Annotated in this window: 12 protein-coding genes and 1 pseudogene; all 13 read left to right on the forward strand. The window is 48.9% G+C overall.

Features of this window, described 5'->3' with window-relative positions:
• The first annotated feature begins 8 nt into the window (after positions 1–8).
• The 13 genes and pseudogenes from CF651_RS15210 to CF651_RS15265 all read left to right on the forward strand — a co-directional run bounded on the left by CF651_RS15210 (position 9) and on the right by CF651_RS15265 (position 19,512).
• A complete protein-coding gene (locus CF651_RS15210; RefSeq protein WP_094015718.1) occupies positions 9–2,873 on the forward strand; it encodes a cohesin domain-containing protein in 2,865 nt (954 codons plus the stop codon).
• Positions 2,874–2,968: 95 nt separating this feature from the next.
• A pseudogene (locus tag CF651_RS32670) lies at positions 2,969–6,991 on the forward strand (PA14 domain-containing protein); the annotation flags it as partial.
• A gap of 84 nt (positions 6,992–7,075) precedes the next feature.
• Positions 7,076–7,213, forward strand: a complete 138-nt coding sequence (locus CF651_RS33395; RefSeq protein ID WP_425436275.1) for a hypothetical protein — start codon at positions 7,076–7,078, stop codon at positions 7,211–7,213.
• Between the two features lie 31 nt (positions 7,214–7,244).
• Positions 7,245–7,547 (forward strand): hypothetical protein, encoded by a 303-nt coding sequence (locus CF651_RS15220; protein ID WP_144029055.1) that lies wholly within the window; start codon positions 7,245–7,247, stop codon positions 7,545–7,547.
• A 94-nt stretch (positions 7,548–7,641) separates the two neighbouring features.
• Positions 7,642–8,691, forward strand: coding sequence for an ABC transporter substrate-binding protein (locus tag CF651_RS15225; RefSeq protein ID WP_094015721.1), 1,050 nt, complete (start codon positions 7,642–7,644; stop codon positions 8,689–8,691).
• Between the two features lie 96 nt (positions 8,692–8,787).
• Positions 8,788–10,317, forward strand: coding sequence for a sugar ABC transporter ATP-binding protein (locus CF651_RS15230; RefSeq protein ID WP_094015722.1), 1,530 nt, complete (start codon positions 8,788–8,790; stop codon positions 10,315–10,317).
• Entirely contained in the window at positions 10,289–11,329 is a 1,041-nt protein-coding gene (locus CF651_RS15235; protein WP_094015723.1) for an ABC transporter permease, read from the forward strand. Before CF651_RS15230 ends, CF651_RS15235 begins: the two co-directional genes overlap by 29 nt.
• The gene (gene yjfF, locus CF651_RS15240) at positions 11,313–12,335 is read left to right on the forward strand and encodes a galactofuranose ABC transporter, permease protein YjfF (RefSeq protein ID WP_094015724.1); all 1,023 of its coding nucleotides are present in this window, start codon (positions 11,313–11,315) and stop codon (positions 12,333–12,335) included. Before CF651_RS15235 ends, yjfF begins: the two co-directional genes overlap by 17 nt.
• An 83-nt stretch (positions 12,336–12,418) precedes the next feature.
• Complete coding sequence (locus CF651_RS15245) at positions 12,419–14,203, forward strand: cache domain-containing sensor histidine kinase (protein WP_094015725.1); 1,785 nt, start codon at positions 12,419–12,421, stop codon at positions 14,201–14,203.
• Positions 14,204–14,214: 11 nt separating this feature from the next.
• Positions 14,215–15,420, forward strand: a complete 1,206-nt coding sequence (locus tag CF651_RS15250; RefSeq protein ID WP_094015726.1) for a response regulator transcription factor — start codon at positions 14,215–14,217, stop codon at positions 15,418–15,420.
• 2 nt (positions 15,421–15,422) lie between these two features.
• Entirely contained in the window at positions 15,423–17,318 is a 1,896-nt protein-coding gene (locus CF651_RS15255) for a substrate-binding domain-containing protein (protein WP_094015727.1), read from the forward strand.
• 621 nt (positions 17,319–17,939) lie between these two features.
• Complete coding sequence (locus tag CF651_RS15260; RefSeq protein ID WP_179232823.1) at positions 17,940–18,914, forward strand: SDR family NAD(P)-dependent oxidoreductase; 975 nt, start codon at positions 17,940–17,942, stop codon at positions 18,912–18,914.
• Positions 18,915–18,960: 46 nt separating this feature from the next.
• Positions 18,961–19,512: an SRPBCC family protein gene (locus tag CF651_RS15265; RefSeq protein WP_218827852.1), complete on the forward strand. Its 552-nt coding sequence runs from the start codon at positions 18,961–18,963 to the stop codon at positions 19,510–19,512.
• Positions 19,513–19,600: the final 88 nt, after the last annotated feature.

The raw sequence follows: 19,600 nt of genomic DNA on the forward strand, positions 1-19,600 counted from the left end.
AGGTGATAATGTTGAACATGAAGGGAAGTCTTTCCGTACTCATGATAACGGCTATGTGCCTTGGTCTGCTTCCAGCTCCGGTTTCCGCTGTGACAGCCGAGGAGGTTTACGTGGATTATGCAGTCGATACAGGGGTATCCAATCAAGTGGCAAGCGGATTTTTGCATGGGATGACGGGAGAAGAGCCTGCACAATATTTAATTGATGGCATCAAGGTGAGTGCGATAAGAGGAGCCGATCATCATCCGAACCTGCCCAGCCTTTTTGATAATGCAACATATAAGCGAGCGAAGGCGACGGGAGCGGAGCTTATGGTTGGACTGTATTATTACGCGAGCCAACCGAACAATACGTATTGGCCTGGAGATAACGGGAATTGGACAGCATGGGAAAGCGTTGTGGAGAGCGTATATCGAGAGTCGGCGGCCAAAGGATATAAGGTGTATTCTTGGATTCCATGGAACGAACCCCGCCTGCAATGGTCGGGTCCTGATAGAACGATAGACCGTTACTTAGAAGCACATAAGGTTGCATACCAAAAGCTGAAAGCGCTGAATCCAACGGCTAAGGTGCAGGCGCCGGAAGATCATCAGTATAACTTTGAATTTATGAAAACATTTCTCACTTATTGTAAAAGTCAGGGCTGCTTGCCGGATATTTTAAGCTGGCATGAATTATCCGCCGGTGCGCTCGATGTCGAGGCACATACGGCAGAAATAAAGAGCTGGATGCTGGCAAACGGCATCACTCCCATGCCTGTCGCAATAACAGAATATCAAGGCTGCTGCACGTATAACAACATCAATGGATGGGAAAGCGGCATGGCTGTCTCTTATATCGCCAGACTCGAACGATCCTCCCTGCATGGGGTGCAATTCGGACTGAAATCGGCTTGGGATTACTCCGGGGATGACCCCAAATTTATGGCGGGCATGGGTGATCTGGCGGACCGTAACAGCGGTACACTGCCCAAAGGCGTATGGTGGGTATATAACGGCTATAAGGATATGACGGGACGCCTGGCCAAAGCGGAAACATCAAACAAGCACGTGTTGGAAGTACTGGCCAGTCAAGACGCTGCGATGAACCGTTCAGTTATTCTCGTCGGAAGCGAGAACTGGAGGGAGCCTTCGGAGATGACACTGCATCTTGATCATCTGGATCGTGTCTCCTACTTGATTCGTAACGGCAAATTGCACCTGAAGGCAGAGATGATCACGACTGCTGACACGCTCCTAGCCCCGTATACGATGATGGAGGGAGACTATGTCGTGACGAATGGCTCGCTGACGGTAAAGCTGCCGCCACTGCTGCCGAAAGCGGCTTATCGAATCTATCTCACCTCAGGTACCGCTGAAGCTCCGGTCTACTCTGTTGAAGCAGAGGCGCTCAAGCCGCAAAGCACGGATGGTCGCGTATACCGGATATTCAATGAATCGGGGGCGGACGGAGGGGCAGCAGCCGTATTGGAATCCAAGTCAATCGGAGATGTGCTAAGTTACACGATACCAGTACCATCGGCAGGCCTATATGGGGTAAAGGCGAGAGTCAAGTCGGAATCGAGCCGCGGGATGTTTCAGCTGTATGTAGATGGCAAGGCGTATGGCGGACCTAAGGACACGTACGGCCCCTTCGATTATTACACGGTTGATTTTGGCAATATCCCGATCCAGGACAGCAGCGCGAAGCTTGAATTTAAGGTCGTCGGCAAAAATAACTATGCTTCGGACTATTTTATGGTATTCGACTCCTTCTCGCTAAGTAAGCTTGCGGATATGGAATCGCCATTGCCTCAATCTATACATCTAACGAATATTCCTGCACGGCTTCATGTTGGAGATACGGTTACATCGGTTGTATATGCCACTTACAGTGCGGCGGAAATAAGACAGATACATCAAGGGGTGACATTTGGAAGCAGTGATCGAAGCATTGCGGACATAGACGATACAGGCAACGTAAGGGCTATTAGCCCCGGGCAAGCAACGCTCACAGCAGCCTTCGGAGCACTGCACACGAGCTTCGATGTGACTGTAACCACGCCTGAGCCATCCGGGCCTCAAGCTGCATTAACAGGGACAGAAGCTGTTACAGCAGGAGCACAATTTACATTGGGCTACCGGCTGAACAACGGACACAATATCTATGCCCAGGATCTAACCTTTACTTATGATCCAGATCAGTTGGACTTTATATCCGCTGAGCCGGCCAGAAGAGGGACCGTTATTGCAGACCAGACGGTGAAACCGGGTCAAGCTCGCATGCTCTTGGCAAATACCGGGACAGCGTCCGGGGATGCAAGCGGAGAACAAGTCATTCTTCGCTGGAGGGTAAAGCAAGACGCGGCAGCAGGGTTAACGACGATTGCGTTGTCGAAGGTTGTTGTTGCAGACGCTGCCGGGTATGAAACGCCATTGGCTGCGGTTTCCCATAGCGTTCGCGTATCGGTTGTAGACAGAACGGCACTTCTTGCGATCATTCATGATGCAGAGAGCAAGCTAGGCACGGCGGTAGTAGGAACCCAACCGGGCCAATATCCTGCAGGCGCCATAGCGGCGCTGCAAACTGCAACTCAGAAGGCAAAGGCAACGGCCGAGCGAGCGGATGTGACGTCTGCGGAAATACAGCAAGCCATAACAGACTTAGCTGCTGCAATACACACCTTCATAAACTCCGTTATCGTGCTTCATGGGGACTTGAATGGGGATGGAAAATACACCATTGGAGATTTAGCGATGGCTGCAGCTTGCTACGGCAGGACCTCAGCAGATGCCGACTGGGAGCAATTCAGCCAAGCGGATTTGAATCAAGACAATCAAATTGATATCGCCGACCTGGCTGTTATTGCGGCACAGCTGACGATGTATCCGTGAAAGCAAGTCCCATTTGAAAGCAAGGGAGAGATCAGGTCATGGACCGGCCTCCTCCTGCTCATATAAAGATTAATTTCAAGGAGGATGTAAATCAAATGCAGCTAAAACGCATCATTAGCAAGCTTCTTGTTGTAGCTACAACCGTAGCGGCCTTGTCATCGGGTGCCTTACTGGTCCCTACTGCTGCGCAGGCGGCGGAACCCGATCCTGATCCTGTCGTACACGGCTTAAAGGGAGAGTATTATACGAACTCGGGCTCTCCGCTGTTTAACTTTGGCTCACTAAAATCAACGGTGCTCGATCCGAATTTGGATTTCGGCAGTCTGGAGACGCCATTCAACATTTTGACCGGGCAGCAGGACAAGGTCAACGTACGCTGGAGCGGGTTTATCGAGCCCCAATATTCAGAGGACTATACATTTTACATTACCGGGGATAATGGGTTCCGTCTTTGGATTGATAATCAATTGGTAATCGACCATTGGGTCAATGATTGGGATAAGGAGCAGGTTAGCAAGCCCATTCATTTGGAAGCAGCACAAAAATATGCGATCAAAGTGGAATATTTTGAAGATAGCGGAGGTTCAAATATTCATTTGCGCTGGTCGAGTCCGTCTGTCGCCAAAGCTGCAGTACCTACAGATGCATTAACGCCCCCAAGTGGGTTCTCGTACGGCGGTAAAGTATCCGTAGATGGTGCAACAGCGGAGGTGAAGCTGGATCAGGCGGTTCAGCAGCTGCCCGCCGGAATGGCCAATCATCTGAGTGTAAAAGTAATGGGCACGGATTGGCCAATAGCCTCGGCAGCCCTCAAATCAAGTGACAGCAGCACCTTGATCATTAGCTTCCAGAATCCTGTTTACTCCAAGGATGTATGGCTGGTCAGCGCTATGTATGACGGGCAAGGCGGGCTTACATCGCAGGACGGCACGCTCGTTCCCGCATTTACGAAGTCACTCTCGAACGAGTCGAAGTATCAAATTATGACGCCATGGGCAAGCCAGGTGACGAAGGAACAGGTGCTGCCGGAATATCCAAGACCGCAGCTTGTACGGAGTCAATGGCAAAATTTGAATGGCGAGTGGGAATTCCAATCGGCTAAGTCGGGAGAGGTAGTTCCGACAGGGCAGACCTTGAAGGAAAAAATTGTCGTGCCGTTTGCCGCCGAGTCGATCTTGTCAGGGATTCATCGGGTTGAGAATTTAATGTGGTATAAGCGGAGCTTTACGATTCCGAATGATTGGAATGGTCAGCGGGTAAAGTTGAATTTTGGTGCAGTCGATTATTTGGCGACGGTATATATCAACGGTGTGCAGGCAGGTACGCATAAAGGGGGCTATACGTCGTTCAGCATCGATATCACCGATCAATTGAAGCCGGGCGAGAATGAACTGATCGTTCATGTACTGGACAATACGGATATGGGAGAGGATCAGGCTGTCGGTAAGCAAACGGTGAAAAAGCTCGGTGGCATTTGGTATACATCCGTCTCCGGTATTTGGCAAACCGTATGGCTGGAGCCCGTAGCACAGGCTCATATTGAGAAGCTGGATATGACACCTGATCTTCAGAATCAAGTACTGAAGCTGTCCGTCTCAGCCGAGCAGGCGAATAACCTTACTGTTGAAGCGGTTGCTTTTAAAGACGGTCAAGAAGCGGGAAGAATCAGCGGGCCTGCAGGCCAAGTGCTTCAATTGCCGGTGTCTAATCCCCGGCTATGGTCTCCGGACGATCCATTCTTGTATGATTTGCAGGTGCAATTGAAAAACGGTACGCAAGTGGTCGATCAAGTCACTAGTTATTTTGGCATGAGAGAAATCAAGCTTGGTAAGGTCGACGGGATCACAAGACCGCTGCTGAACGGCAAATTCGTTTTCCAGATGGGCCCGCTGGATCAGGGCTTCTACCCGGACGGCATTTACACGGCGCCGACGGATGACGCACTGAAATTCGATATTCAAACGGTGAAACGAATCGGGATGAATACGATCCGCAAGCATATTAAAGTAGAGCCCGCCCGCTGGTATTATTGGGCCGATAAGCTCGGAGTGCTTGTATGGCAGGATATGCCGAGCCTGGAGGATCGCCAAGGTAATCGCGGCTCCGATATTTCACAAGCTGCCAAGACTCAGTGGCTTAAGGAATATAAAGAAATGGTGGATCAGCTGCGCAGTGTGCCGTCCATCATCGAATGGACTGTATTTAATGAAGGCTGGGGCGAGTTCGACTGGGGCGGCCAGCAAACAAAGGATGCCGTCAACTATGTAAAAAGTCTGGATTCGACACGCCTCATCAACAATGCCAGCGGCTGGCAGGACTCGGGTACAGGCGACTTGGTTGATATGCACTCCTATCCGGCTCCGAACGCCCCTAATCCTTCGGAAACCCGCGCAGCGGTGCTTGGTGAGTACGGCGGTCTCGGGCTGCATACACCAGGGCATGAGTGGAGCCCGCTCGTCTTCTCCTATCAGGAAATGAAGAGCAAAAAAGAGATTACGGACAAATACATTGATTATATTAATCAACTGAAGAGTTTGAAAGCAAGCCCTGGCTTGAGCGCCGCAATTTATACGCAAATTTCCGACGTGGAATATGAAATCAACGGACTTTTATCTTACGACCGTAAAGTGGAGAAGTTGGATTTCGATCGCATTACTAAAGCGCATCGGGAATTAATCGGATCGGTGAGTACCTCCGATTTGTCAACAGGCATACAGAACGCAGAGCAGTTCTACAATACACTCCAAGCGGGTGATAAGCCGGGGCAATATGCGGAGGATGCGCTGAATCGTTTCCGTGCAGCTATCGATGCTGCCAAAGTGGTGCTTGCCGACAGCAGCTCAACTGCCGGAGATTATCAACAAGCACTAAGCAATGTAACAACCGAGCAGCAGCTTATTTTTACACTGGTTCATGATCCGATTATGAAAGGGGGCGTAGTGGATTCTTTCGACAGCCCGGCGTTAGGCGGCAAATGGAGCATTTACCGTCCTAATAACAGCAATTGGAGCTTGACTACGAAACCGGGCAGCCTCACGATTCAGACGCAGACCGGGGATAGCTACCAGGGCAGCAATTCCATTAAAAACGTATTCTTGCAAAACGCGCCTAACGGCGACTTTGTCATCACAACGAAGGTCAATGCACCGGTAAGAAAAAACTTTCAGCAAGCCGGATTGCTAATATGGCAGGATGAAGACAATTATGTGAAATTTGGCCACGTATGGGATACGGAGGGGGCAACCGGCAAGTCGCTGGAAACGGCCTATGAGAAAAATGCTTCTTACATTAAGGCGACCCACATGGCACTTCATCCGGGCTACGATACATCGTATTTGCAAATCCGTAAGGTGGGTAACGTCTATACAACCTATTATTGGGATGGATCAAGCTGGAAGCAGGCTGCGGATCCGGTTACGGTGCAATTATCCAATCTGAAAGTAGGCTTTTATGCATTCTCTGCTTCGGATGGAACATCCATTCAAGCTAGTTTCGATTACTTCTCCGCGGGTCCGGTCGTTAATAATCCGGCAGCTGTCTTAACAGGTCCTGCTGCAGTAACCCGAGGGCAATCTTTTGATACGACAATAGGGCTAAATAGCGTATCGCAAAGTGTATACGCACAAGACCTGAACATCACATTTGATGCCAATCAACTGGAATTCTTATCAGCGGACAGCTTGAAGGAAGGCTGGATTATTGTAGATAAAAAAGCCGACTCCGGTCACATCCGGTTCATTACAGCGAATGTCAACGGGGCAAGCGCCAACGGCGATTTATTCCAACTGCATTGGCAAGCGAAAGCAGCAGGTGAGGAAACAGACAGCAGCATCAGCTTATCCAAGCTGATTATTGCGAATGGCCAAGGCAATGAAACGGAGCTGGAGCCTGCTTCGGTTACCGTGCATATTGCATCGACTGTCGATAAAACCGCCTTGAATTCGTTAATTACATTGGCACAAGGCAAGCATGATGCGGCAGTAGAAGGCTCGGCGGTAGGTCAATATATGCCTGGTTCCAAGGCGGCGCTGCAATCGGCGATCGATAAAGCACTTGTGACATATCAGAATCCGGCAGCAACGAAAGCACAGGTGGAGCAGGCGGTTTCCGAGCTGAATGCAGCTGTACAGACATTCATCCATTCCGTTGTCACACCACATCCTGGTGATGCGAACGGGGATGGCCAATTCTCCGTCGGCGATTTGGCGATCGTTGCGGCAGCATATGGCAAGAAATCGACTGACTCGGATTGGGAGCAATATGAAAAAGCGGATCTGAACGGTGACGGTATTGTTGATCTAGTCGATTTGGCTACACTTGCTCAGAAAATTTTGGAATAAAAGATTGAAGCGGGTAAGGTATCTGTAAAGGGTGCCTTATCCGTTACACGTGTTTGCGTGCTCCTGCCGGAACGGAGACGGCAAATATTCCATCGCCGATTTGGGCATGGCAGCCGCCGCTTATGGGAAGACTTGGGCAGATGCGGACTGGGAGCTGGTGAAGCAGGCGGATCTAAATCACGACAATCAGATGGGGATCGAAGATTTGGCCGTTGTCGCTCAGAAAATACTTGAATCGCTTTATACCTGTGGCGTGACGTTCAGTCACGTCACTTTTTTCACCATAACGACGAAAGGCCTATGTTTGGCGTTCAGAAGACTTGTGTATGACTGAATAAAGCAAAAAATGACTTTTGCGTGTAAAGACGTTAGGTGTTACCAAATATTACAATTACGTTGTAATCAATCATTTTGAGGAGGAAATGCAAATGGCTAAAAGAAAAAATGTCCTGGGGGCACTCGTCACGGCAGCTGTATTTATTTCACTTGTTACCGGTTGTGGAGGAGCGAACGCGCCCACAACCGCAACGCCTAAAGCGCCTGACGCACCGAAACCGGAGGCAGCCAAGCCAGCTGATACGACGGCTCAGAAGCCGGCGGGAAAAATTGTCGTAGGCTTTTCCCAGATTGGCGCAGAAAGCGGCTGGCGCGGTGCGGAGACGCAATCCATTCAAGATACGGCAAAAGCAGACTCTACCATCGAACTGAAATTTTCCGATGCGCAGCAAAAGCAAGAAAATCAAATTAAAGCGATACGCTCATTTATCGCTCAGAAGGTCGATGTCATTGCCATGGCTCCTGTCGTCGAAACCGGCTGGGAAGCAGTGTTGAAGGAAGCCAAGGATGCGAAAATACCCGTCATTCTGGTAGACCGTGGCATTGATAAGAAGAACGAAGATCTGTACACCTCCTTCATCGGCTCCGACTTTATTCTGGAAGGCCAAAATGCGGCAAAGGCCATGGCGGAGCATCTTGGCGATAAGGGCAATGTGATCGAGCTGGAAGGCACGGTTGGCGCGAGTGCGGCGATTGATCGTAAAAAAGGGTTCGACGATGAAATGAAGAAGCATCCGAATATCAAAATCGTCAAATCGCAGAGCGGCGACTTTACCCGTGCTACAGGCAAACAAGTCATGGAAGCGATTCTGAAGTCGCCTGAAGGCAAAGACATTCAAGGCGTGTACGCTCACAATGACGACATGGCACTGGGAGCGATCCAAGCGATTGAAGAAGCGGGCAAAAAACCAGGAACGGACATTAAGATCGTCTCTGTAGACGGTATTAAGGAAGCCTTCGAGGCCATCAAAGCAGGTAAGCTCAATACCGTTGTTGAATGCAATCCGCTGCTCGGGCCCCAATTGTTCCAAGCCGCCAAAGATTTGAAGGCAGGAAAAGAATTGCCGAAGTGGATCAAATCTAACGAAGACGTCTTCTCGGGTCAAAAAGCGATCGATGCGTTGCCAAACCGCAAATACTAATCGTTTCCCAATGTAAGCTATAGAAAAAAAGCGAAATCAAGAGTGGACTGTGCGCTCTTGATTTCGTTTCATCGTCCGATAAAGGAGTGGAGTGTAATGGAGCAGCCTGTTTTGGTGATGAAAGGAGTCAGCAAGCTTTTCCCCGGTGTCAAAGCTTTAACGAATGTGGATTTTCAACTTAGATCAGGTGAGATCCATGCTTTGATGGGACAAAATGGCGCGGGCAAATCCACCTTGATTAAAGTTTTGACCGGTGTATACGGGATGGATGGTGGAAGCGTCCTGTTGAATGGCCGTGAGGTGCGCATCAAGTCTCCTAAAGACGCTCAAGCGCTAGGGATCAGCACCGTGTACCAGGAGGTTAATCTGTGTCCCAATTTATCCGTCGCGGAAAATTTATTTATTGGCCGCCAACCAAGAGCTCGCAGTGGGATCGATTGGAGCACATTGAACCGAAAGGGTCAGGAGCTATTGGAACGATTGAGTATTTTTCTCGATGTGACGAAGCCGCTGTCCGAGTACTCCGTTGCCATCCAGCAGATGGTTGCAATTGCTCGGGCTGTCGATATCTCTTCCGGCCTTCTTATTCTGGACGAACCGACCTCGAGCTTGGATCAGCAGGAGGTGCAGGAGCTGTTTCGAATCATGAGACAGCTGAGAGAAGAAGGGATGGCCATCGTTTTCGTGACGCATTTCATGGACCAGGTGTACGAGGTGTCAGACCGGATCACTGTACTCCGAAACGGTGAGCTTGTGGGCGAATATGAGACGGAAGAGCTGCCAAGAATCAAGCTTATTTCCAAGATGATCGGCCGGGATTGGAACGAAGAGGAGAACACCGTCAGAGCATTGAGCGGAAGAACAGGAGAGGACTGGGTTTCCGTCACTCAGTTAGGGCGGCGCGGGTCGATGGAGCCCTTCGACCTGAGGATCCGCATGGGCGAGGTTTTGGGCTTAGCCGGACTGCTCGGCTCCGGACGCACTGAAATTGCGAAGCTGATTTTTGGAATAGATAAGGCGGATCAAGGTGTCATTAGTATCGATAATGAGAAGATCCGTGCCATGTTTCCGAAGAAAGCGATCGAGCGCGGGATGGCGTTCTGTCCAGAGGAGCGTAAAGTGGAGGGGATTATCGGGGAACTCACCGTTCGGGAAAATATTATCCTCGCCTTACAAGCGAAGAGGGGGGTTCTCCATCAGCTTTCACTTCGCAAGCAGCAGGAGATCGCTGCGTACTACATGGATTTGCTGCGCATTAAAGCGTCGGATATGGAGCAAAGAATCGACCAGCTGAGCGGAGGCAACCAGCAAAAGGCGATTTTAGCCCGTTGGCTGGCAACAAACCCGAAACTGCTCATATTGGATGAGCCGACACGCGGGATCGATGTAGGCTCGAAGGCGGAAATCCGCAAACTGATCTTATCCTTAGCCGCCGAAGGGATGACCATTCTGATGATTACATCGGAGTGGGAGGAAATGGTTGGCTGCTGTGACCGGATCATCGTGCTGCGTGACCGCCATATCATCGGTGAACTGGCGGACACGGACATTAGCGAGCAGCGGATCATGCAAATGATTGCAGAAGGAGGCATTCAAGATGAGTTTCATCAAGCGCATGTATACTAACGCAGTGCGGCTCAAGCTGCTGTGGCCTTCCATAGGCATTGCGATCATTTTGCTATTCAACGCTTTGTTTACACCCGGATTTTTTCATATCCGTTTGCAGGATGGACATTTATTCGGCAGCTTGATCGATATCTTAAACCGTGGTACGCCGATTTTGATTATTTCGCTGGGTATGACGCTGGTAATCGCCAAGGAAGGCATTGACATCTCGGTAGGATCGGTGCTAGCGATTGCCGCCTCGATGGCTGCATTTTTATTGCAAAAACAGCTTCCGTTCGCTATTGCACTGGCGGCAGGCTTAGGCATCGGCGTGCTGTGCGGCCTGTGGAACGGTTGGCTCGTGGCCAAGCTGAAAATACAGCCGATGATCGCTACGCTGATCCTGTTGACAGTTGGCCGTGGTATCGCGCAGCTGGTATCCGGCGGGAAAATCATTACGATATCGGATCCCGCATACCGCTTTGTGGGCGGCGGCTTTTGGCTAGGCTTACCGTTTGCAGTCATCATAGCTGCGTTTATGTTTGTCGTGCTGTTTCTCATCACCCGGAAGACGGCCTTCGGCTTATTCCTGGAGTCGGTTGGGAGCAATCGCATATCCAGCGAGTTCGCAGGCATTCATTCTACCCGTATCATGATCACCGTCTATGTCATTTGCGGATTTTGCGCAGCGCTTGCAGGGATCATTGTGAGCTCCAATATTACGGGCGCTGATTCGAATAATGCAGGGCTGTGGTTTGAGCTTGATGCGATCCTGGCCGTCGTCATTGGAGGGACTTCGATGCGCGGAGGCCGGTTTTACTTAGGCGGAACGGTATTAGGCGCTTTGTTTATTCAGACGTTGACGACGACGATTTATACGCTCGGGGTTCCTTCCGAATCGGTGATGGTTGTTAAAGCCGTCGTCATTATTTTTATCAGCTTGATCCAATCGGACGTGCTTCGTTATATCATCGGCGGCATGATTCGCAAAAAATCCAGGAAGAAGGTGATTGCAAATGAAGCTGCCGCTTAAGATTACTTCAACTAACATCACCATTCTGGCGACGATCGTCTTGTTTTTCTCTTTATATATCACTGGCTCGGCACTGTTTGACAGCTTCTTCTCCATGCAAGTGTTTCTGAATCTGTTTGTCGATAATGCCTACTTGATCATCGTGGCTACGGGGCTTGCCTTCGTTATTATCACAGGCGGCATCGATCTGTCCGTCGCCTCCTTGATAGCTCTCGTAAGCGTGATTTCCGCGATCATGCTGAAGGCGGGCATTCATCCTTTTATCGTCATGCCGGGCATGCTCGTGCTGGGTACGTTATTCGGTTTCCTGCAAGGCTATTTGATTTGCAAATTTCATATTCATCCGTGGATTGTGACGCTCGGCGGCATGTTCTTGGCCCGTGGCACTTGCTTCTTAATCAGCCCGGAAAGCATTGTCATTGATCATCCGATTTATAGTTCCATCTCCAACTATAGAATCCCTTTTATTGGTGAAGGGACGATTTCGATCGGTGTTGTGATTGCGCTTATTACCGTTGCTGCAGCAGTATATGTCTCCAGATATACCGCTTTCGGGCGGAATACCTACGCGATCGGCGGCAACGAACGTTCCGCGGAATTGATGGGACTCTCGGTATACGGAACGAAGCTGGCTGTTTACACCCTAAGCGGCTTTTGCTCGGCTTTAAGCGGCATTGTGTTTACTTTCTATATGCTGTCCGGCTATGGCCTTCATCTGATGGGAGGCGAAATGGACGCGATCGCGGCATGCGTCATCGGCGGCATTTTGTTGACTGGGGGCTTCGGATATGTAGTGGGCCCCATGCTCGGGGTATTAAGTACCGGCGTGATCCAGACGATGATCATGTTCCAAGGCACGCTTAGCTCCTGGTGGACCAAAATAGTGATCGGTTTTCTACTGTTTGCTTTCATTGCATTGCAAAGAATTATCGTCTCCCGGAGGGAAAGAGGCCGGCAAGCACAAACGTCCCAAAATTTAAAAAGGAATATCGCTAACCCAGGCTAGCTGTGATATGATCAAAATATAACATATATTACAAATAATGAGTATTAAAGGCGTTTCTTGAAAGGATTAAGAGGAGGATTGCAGTGAAGGCATATCTTCGATATTGGCACGACCGCAGCATCCGCTTTAAGCTAAACTGCATCTTTCTCTTAATTATATTGATTTCGATTCTGTCTCTTAGCTTCTGGGGGAGCCGTACCTACAGCAACTCTTCCGAGAACCAAGCCGATCAAAGCACGCTGCAAATGATTCACCAGGTGGAAAGCAACGTCGATCTGTATATCAAGCACTTGAACGATGTGCTGCATTATTTAGGTGAAGATTCGGGAATCACAGCGTTTATGAAACAGAATGCGGAAATGCACGATGAGGCTTCGATTAGACAGATTCAGAAGACCATGGCTATGTACGCCTCGCGTAACAAAGAAATTACCGGCATGATGGTTGTCAATGATCAGGGGCAATTCGTATCCCATGAAATGTACCGCATGACACGGGATACTTTGACAGAAGAGAGCTGGTATCGGGAAGCTGTGAACAAGCCGGATGAGACGCTGATCATTAGCAATCCGATCGGACGCAATGTTTCAACCAACCAGAATTACAGCTCGTACGACGTCTTATCGCTCGTGCATGCAATACAGGATTCAGAGTCAAAGCAGGTCGTTGGGGTGATTCTCATGGATCTGCGAATGGATATGCTGAAATCGATATTTGAAAACATTAAGCTGGGCAAATCGGGCTTTATGTATATTTTAGATGCCAAGGGCGATATTGTATACGCTCCCACGAACGGAATAGTGTACCGGATTCAAAGCAGCTGGCTGCAAGACGGGCCACAGGGCAGCGTTACGCAAAATATTAAGGGTCATGACTACAGAATCCTGTTCAATGATTCGGATACGAATAAGTGGAAGTTTATAGGCGTCATTCCGAATGACGACTATTTGAAAGTAGTCAAAGATATTCAGCTCTATACAATCATCGTAACCTTTATCACGATTGTACTGGCTTCGCTGCTATCAACCTATTTTACAGGAACGCTGATTCGTCCCATACGTAAGCTGATGAGCTTAATGAGTAAGGTGCGGGATGGCGAATTAAATCAGCGATTCGTCGCACAAACCAAGGACGAAATCGGACAGCTGGGCCAAAGCTTTAATCATATGCTGGAGGAGCTTAATAATCTGATTCATCTCGTATATATCGAACAAAAAAAGAAGCGGGAAGCGGAGCTTCAAGTGCTTCAGGCTCAAATCAAGCCGCATTTCCTCTATAATACGCTCGATACGATTCAGTGGATGGCGCAGGAGTATGAAGCAGACGATATTATTGAAATTATCGGAGCACTGACCAATTTGTTCCGGATCGGATTGAACCGGGGACATGAATGGCTAACGATTCGTGATGAGCTGAAGCATGCGGAAAGCTATAAGATCATTCAGATGTCGCGTTATATGGATAAATTGGACATACAATTCGATATTCCTGAGGAAATGTTAAAGTATCATGTGCTCAAGCTGATACTTCAGCCTTTAATTGAAAACGCTATCTACCATGGCGTTAAAGCAAGAACGGGCAAAGGCCTCATCACTATAAGCGCAGGGCGGGAGGCGGATATGGTCTATTTTCGGATTACAGATGATGGTGCCGGTATTCCGGATGAGAAGGTGAAAGAGCTTAACGAGATTCTCCGCGGCGTGAAACAACGTGAAGAAACGTATGGGATCGGACTGTTTAACGTCAACGAGCGCATCCAGCTCACCTACGGTACAGCCTACGGAATTCATATTCATAGTGAATTGGGAAAAGGAACTACGGTGGAAGTCAGGCATCCAATGGTTCAGGTAGGTAATAAGACAGGTTGAGGTGACCGTTCATGTGGAAATTATTAATTGCTGATGATGAACCACGTATTCGACACGGACTTTGTAAAGCGCTGCCTTGGTCGGATTTGGGAATCGACATCGTTGCTGAGGCGGAGAATGGCAGGGAAGCGCTGGAGCTGGCGGGTGAAGTCGATGCCGATCTTATGTTCGTCGACATCAACATGCCTTTCATGAATGGAATCGAGCTCATAGAACAGCTGCAGGTGAAGTATCCGCGCTGCCTGGTCATTATTATCTCTGGGCATGACGAGTTTGCTTATGCGCAGCAGGCGGTCCGGCTAAATGTTTTTGACTATTTGCTGAAACCGGTGCAGAAAACAGAGCTTAAAATGGTGATAGTCAAGGCGTTGGAAGTACTGAATAAGGACCGCAACGATCAAAAATATACGCAGTGGATGCATCACAAATTAGAATATAGCGCTCTAACGCTGAGAGAGGATTTTTTACATAAATGGGTGACGGGGAAGCTGACGGAGGAACAATTCGAGGAGGAGAAGCAGTTTTACCAGCTTCACTTTCATGGCAAAGTGAGTTTGCTGCTGATTAAGCCTCTTAGTAAGAACACGATGAATGTCTCGAGTAAAGTATGGGAACCGTCTTTACTAGCATTCGCCATGAAAAACATTTTAAGTGAAATGCTCCCACAGCTGCCGATGTCCGCGGTTTTTAGTGCTGATAGGAATCAGATTGCAGCGTTGACGCCAGTGTCGGAACTAACGAATATGAGAGAGATCTATCAAGAGTTTGAACGAAGTGTCATGACGTATTTGGGTGTTAATGTACTAACGTTTCATTGTGTAGCCGAGCTGCTGGAGGACATACCTATGCATTACGAAGTTCTTCGCGCTCATCTCATTCGTGAGAGCGCACTGACTCCGATCATTATGATGACCAAGAAATATTTGGAAACATATTACTATAAGGAAGACCTTTCCCTGTCCGAGGTCGCTGAGCATATGAATGTGAACGCGACTTATTTAAGCAAACTGTTAAAGCGAGATTTGGGGAAATCATTCGTTGATTACCTCACGGATATCCGCATCCAGAACGCCATTCAGTATTTGAATGATCCGACTTACAAAATGTATGAGATTGCGAATAAATGCGGCTATCAATCTCAACATTATTTTAGTCATGCATTTAAGAAAATGACAGGGTTTTCCCCCTTGGAATACAGGAAGCGCGGGGGCTTTTAACGATGGGCTCTCTTAGAAAAACGTGTATATGGTTACTTATCGCCTCCCTGTTTGCCCTGGTTGTCTCCATCCTGTTCGAAAGCACACAGAGGGTAACGAAGCCGGTAGAAGCAGAGACGAATTTCCTAATCGGCATTAGTCAGCCTAATTTGAACGAGCCTAGGCAAATCGTCATGAATAACGAGATCCGCAAGGAAGCGGAGAGGCATAAGAACGTGAGGCTTATTTTTACTGATGCCGCAGAGAATAGTGAGAAGCAAATCCATGATGTGCAAAAGCTGATGGAGTACGGCATCGATCTCCTGATCATCTCATTAAATGAATCAGAAAAGCTGACACCAGTGGTAACAGAAGCGTATAAGCACATTCCGGTTATCGTTCTGGGCCGCGGTGTAACAGGCTATGACTATACCATGTTTATTGGCTCGGATAATTTATCGATAGGCAAAATATCAGGAAAGCTGGCTTCGGATTTGCTCGCGGGCGTCACTGCCGAGGTCGTTGAAATTAAAGGAGCCATAACTTCCAAATCCGAGGAAGAAACGAGCCGTGGCTTTCGAGAGTATGTGAAGAGTACCCCTTCCATTCAAGTGACACAAGAGATCGATGGGAACTGGCAGCGTGACCGGGCGGAAGATGAGTTAAAAGCCATATTGCCTTACTATCCGGGCATCAAACTTGTATTTGCCCACAGCGATGCCATGGCTTTGGGTGCATACCGAGCTATTAAATCGTTAGGATTATCCGATGTGCAGATTATCGGCATTGATGGCCTTGATACTGTGAACGGCGGCTTTGACTTGGTGCAGCAGCGCATACTTAGCGGCAGCGTGACCAGTCCGACCGGCGGAAGAGAGTCGATCCAGTATGCCATTGACATATTAAAAGGGGAAAAGGTCATTCCCAAGAAGATTATTCTACGCAGCCACCTGGTAACAAACAATAATGAGAATCTGAATAGCGGGGAAAAAGCAGGCGGCATGCAGCAGCATGCAGCTGTAGAAGCTGGCAAACGCAAGATCAAGCTTGGCGTCGCCATCGTCGGTAGTGAAAGCAGCTGGCGAGAAGCTAACACCGAATCCATAAAAAAAGCCGCAAGGCAAGAGCAGGATGTAGAGCTTTTGATGCAAAATGCGGAAGGCAGCCAGGAGAAGGAAATTGAAATAATTCGCAGTTTTATCGACAAAAAGGTCGATGTCATTGTTTTCACCCCGATTGTAGAGACAGGCTGGGAACAGGTGCTAGCGGAGGCAAAGGCAGCGGGGATACCGGTAATACTGACAGACAGGAAGGTCAAGGTGGAGGACGATAGCTTATGGACTTCGTTCATCGGTTCGGATTTCGTGGAGGAAGGCCGGCGTGCGGCACGATGGCTGCTTGAGCATAAGATCAAGGAGCAAAGGGAAATCACTACCATTGTTGAGCTGCAAGGCACGGCAGGTTCGGCGCCCGCAATCGAAAGAAGGCAAGGTTTCGAGGAGGTGCTCTCGCTCAATTCATCCTTTCGTGTTGTCGCCTCAGAAATCGGAGATTTTACGTATGATAGCGGCCTGCAGCTAATGAATAGCATAATTGAGAGAGGCATTATACCTGAGGTCGTATTCGCACATAATGACGATATGGCATTAGGTGCAATTAAAGCGATGGAGAAGTTCGGGCTGAAGCCAGGTAAAGGTATCATTGTGTTATCGGTGGACGCAACCAAGCTTGCTTTTCAAGCGATGCTGGCTGGGAAGCTCAATATGTCTGTCGAGTGCAATCCGTTACTTGGGCCGCAAATTATTAAGGCCGTTAAGGAATTGTCGGCTGCGAAGGAAATACCTGTAAACATCATAACATCCGAAGGTATTTTCTCACAGGAGACAGCTAAGCGGGAGTTCGCGATGCGCAAATACTAATAATATTTAGCTATAAGTGAGGTTTATGGTTTAGCTTCGGCTCATCGAAAAAGGCGGCATATTAGCGGAAGGGCTGCGCGGCGTCCTGCCGCTACTTGTCCCACTGTTCGTTCTGACGATCGTAAGAGTCAAAGATTTGGCGACGGCCATGGAACCTGACTTGCTCCTATTCCATGTCGAACGTTATAAATGAATTGGTGGCCAGTTTCACTGGTAGATGGAACAACCATTGCACGCTACTGGGAGGCAAGCTGTTTTTTGGAGTTTTTGCCGTACAGCTTCTGGGTTAGAAATTGGCAAGCGTGGCAAGGGTTTGCAGGCATCCGGCATGCTTTTACCCAAGCCAGTTCCCAATCTTCTCTCCGATCTGAATTCCAATCGTATGACGCCAAGATACATTCGAGTACAAGAATAATGGTCTTGTCAACGAATACACGCACGGATAAATCCAGTCAGACGTATCAATACAGCTACACGAAGATTTACAAGTAGGATTAATCGAGTCATTGCAGCTTCATTGCCTAAATTAAAATTAGTAATTGACTAATCAATAACATGATGGTATGATGAACTCAAGTTAGTAATTGATCAATCAAAAACATAGAAACGAGGATGATGAAAATGAAAAAAGCAATAGTCATTGGAGCAACGGGCGGGACGGGAGCAGCAATTACGGAAGAACTGGTCAAACGGGGAGTACCTACCATTGCTTTCGGGCGCTCGCGCCAGAAGCTGGAGCAGTTTGCTGGAAAGCTGGGAAATCCGAAGCATTTGACGCTGGCCGTAGGGGACGCCATGCGCCCTGACGATATTGCAGCTCAGGCTGGCGACGCTGACGTATTGTTCCATTGTGCGAATGTACCGTACCACGAGATGGTGAACAAACTGATTCCGCTAGGTGAGTCGGTAATGGAGGCGGCAGAACGGCTTGCGATTAAAGTGGTCGCGATTGACGGAATTTATCCTTATGGGAGAAAGCAGATGGAGCTTGTTACGGAGGAACATCCTAAACAGCCTCATACGATAAAAGGAAAAATCCGGCTGGACTATGAGCGGATGTTGTTCAGCAAGCGATGGACGAAGGCCAAAGTCATGATCGCCCGTCTGCCCGATTATTATGGGCCTACAGCTAATGAAGCCTCGTATTTAGGTTCAACCCTGGAAGCGATCGCTGCTGGAAAAATGGCCTTTTTCGTCGGCAACATGCGTGTTCCCCGTGAGTTCATTTATTTGCGGGATGCGGCTAACATGGTTGTCGAGCTGGCAGGCAAAGACTTCGCTTATGGACAGAACTGGAATATACCGGGTGCCGGGCTAATATCGGGGCGAGAGATTGTACGGATAGCACAAAGGGCAAGCGGTCATGCTAAACCGGTCATTCCGTTGAAAAAATTAGGTTTATCGTTGATAGGCATGAGTGTGCCCGTGATGAAAGAAGTTGTCGAAATGCTTTATTTAACCGAAGAGCCGCTGACGCTAAGTGGAGAAAAATACAAACGGTTCATCGGTCCGGTCACCGCGACGCCGTTCCAGGAAGGGATTACTTCGACGGTGCTTGCTTTGCAGAAGGGCAAGGTAACGATTGCTAGCAAGTAATTGATTAATCAACAAATAAAATAAACCCTTGAGGAGATGAATGAAGATGTCCAGATCGTTTAATTTAAAAACATTCACGATGAGCTTTGTTGTAATAATCATTCTAATTAGTGGGGTCATATTCGCGAATTCCTTCGATGATAAGCAGCGGGCCGCCATCGATGTCGACCGAAACGCCCAGGTCATCGTCGACCTATCCATCGAAATCAATGCTCCAAAGGAGACCGTATGGCGGATACAGACGGGCATTGACCAGTGGCCAGCTTGGCAGAAAAACGTCGCTCAGGCACGGTTATCCGGTCCGATCGCGGTGGGAAGCACCTTCCAATGGGAGACGCATGGGCTGCTCATCGATTCCACTATCCGTGAGGTCGACCCTATGCGACGTATCGTTTGGGGAGGGCCGGCACAAGGCATCGAGGGCGTCCACGTATGGACCATCACTCCCACAGCCAAAGGAGTTGTCGTGCACACCACCGAGTCCTGGGACGGTCCGCCAGTAGCAGCAGACCCCGAAGGCATGCGCGCCGCGCTCACGGCCTCGCTTAATGCCTGGCTAGCCGACCTCAAGACGACTGCCGAGGCGGCGGCTAACTAATAAGCAGTCTGTGAGTAACCAATACTGGAAAATCTAACGGTTCGACATCTCATTTTGAATTCTTCCGTGAATCAATTTCATAATGATT

The organism is Paenibacillus rigui, from assembly GCF_002234615.1.
Classification (GTDB): Bacteria; Bacillota; Bacilli; order Paenibacillales; family NBRC-103111; genus Paenibacillus_S; species Paenibacillus_S rigui.

What these genes read in the sequence shown, in the direction of transcription:
- CF651_RS15230 (WP_094015722.1), top strand. Translation starts at nt 8,788, where the DNA reads ATGGAGCAGCCTGTTTTGGTGATGAAAGGAGTCAGCAAGCTTTTCCCC.
- CF651_RS15260 (WP_179232823.1), top strand. Translation starts at nt 17,940, where the DNA reads ATGAAAAAAGCAATAGTCATTGGAGCAACGGGCGGGACGGGAGCAGCA.
- CF651_RS15210 (WP_094015718.1), top strand. Translation starts at nt 9, where the DNA reads ATGTTGAACATGAAGGGAAGTCTTTCCGTACTCATGATAACGGCTATG.
- yjfF (WP_094015724.1), top strand. Translation starts at nt 11,313, where the DNA reads ATGAAGCTGCCGCTTAAGATTACTTCAACTAACATCACCATTCTGGCG.
- CF651_RS15235 (WP_094015723.1), top strand. Translation starts at nt 10,289, where the DNA reads ATGAGTTTCATCAAGCGCATGTATACTAACGCAGTGCGGCTCAAGCTG.
- CF651_RS15255 (WP_094015727.1), top strand. Translation starts at nt 15,423, where the DNA reads ATGGGCTCTCTTAGAAAAACGTGTATATGGTTACTTATCGCCTCCCTG.
- CF651_RS15225 (WP_094015721.1), top strand. Translation starts at nt 7,642, where the DNA reads ATGGCTAAAAGAAAAAATGTCCTGGGGGCACTCGTCACGGCAGCTGTA.
- CF651_RS15250 (WP_094015726.1), top strand. Translation starts at nt 14,215, where the DNA reads ATGTGGAAATTATTAATTGCTGATGATGAACCACGTATTCGACACGGA.
- CF651_RS15265 (WP_218827852.1), top strand. Translation starts at nt 18,961, where the DNA reads ATGTCCAGATCGTTTAATTTAAAAACATTCACGATGAGCTTTGTTGTA.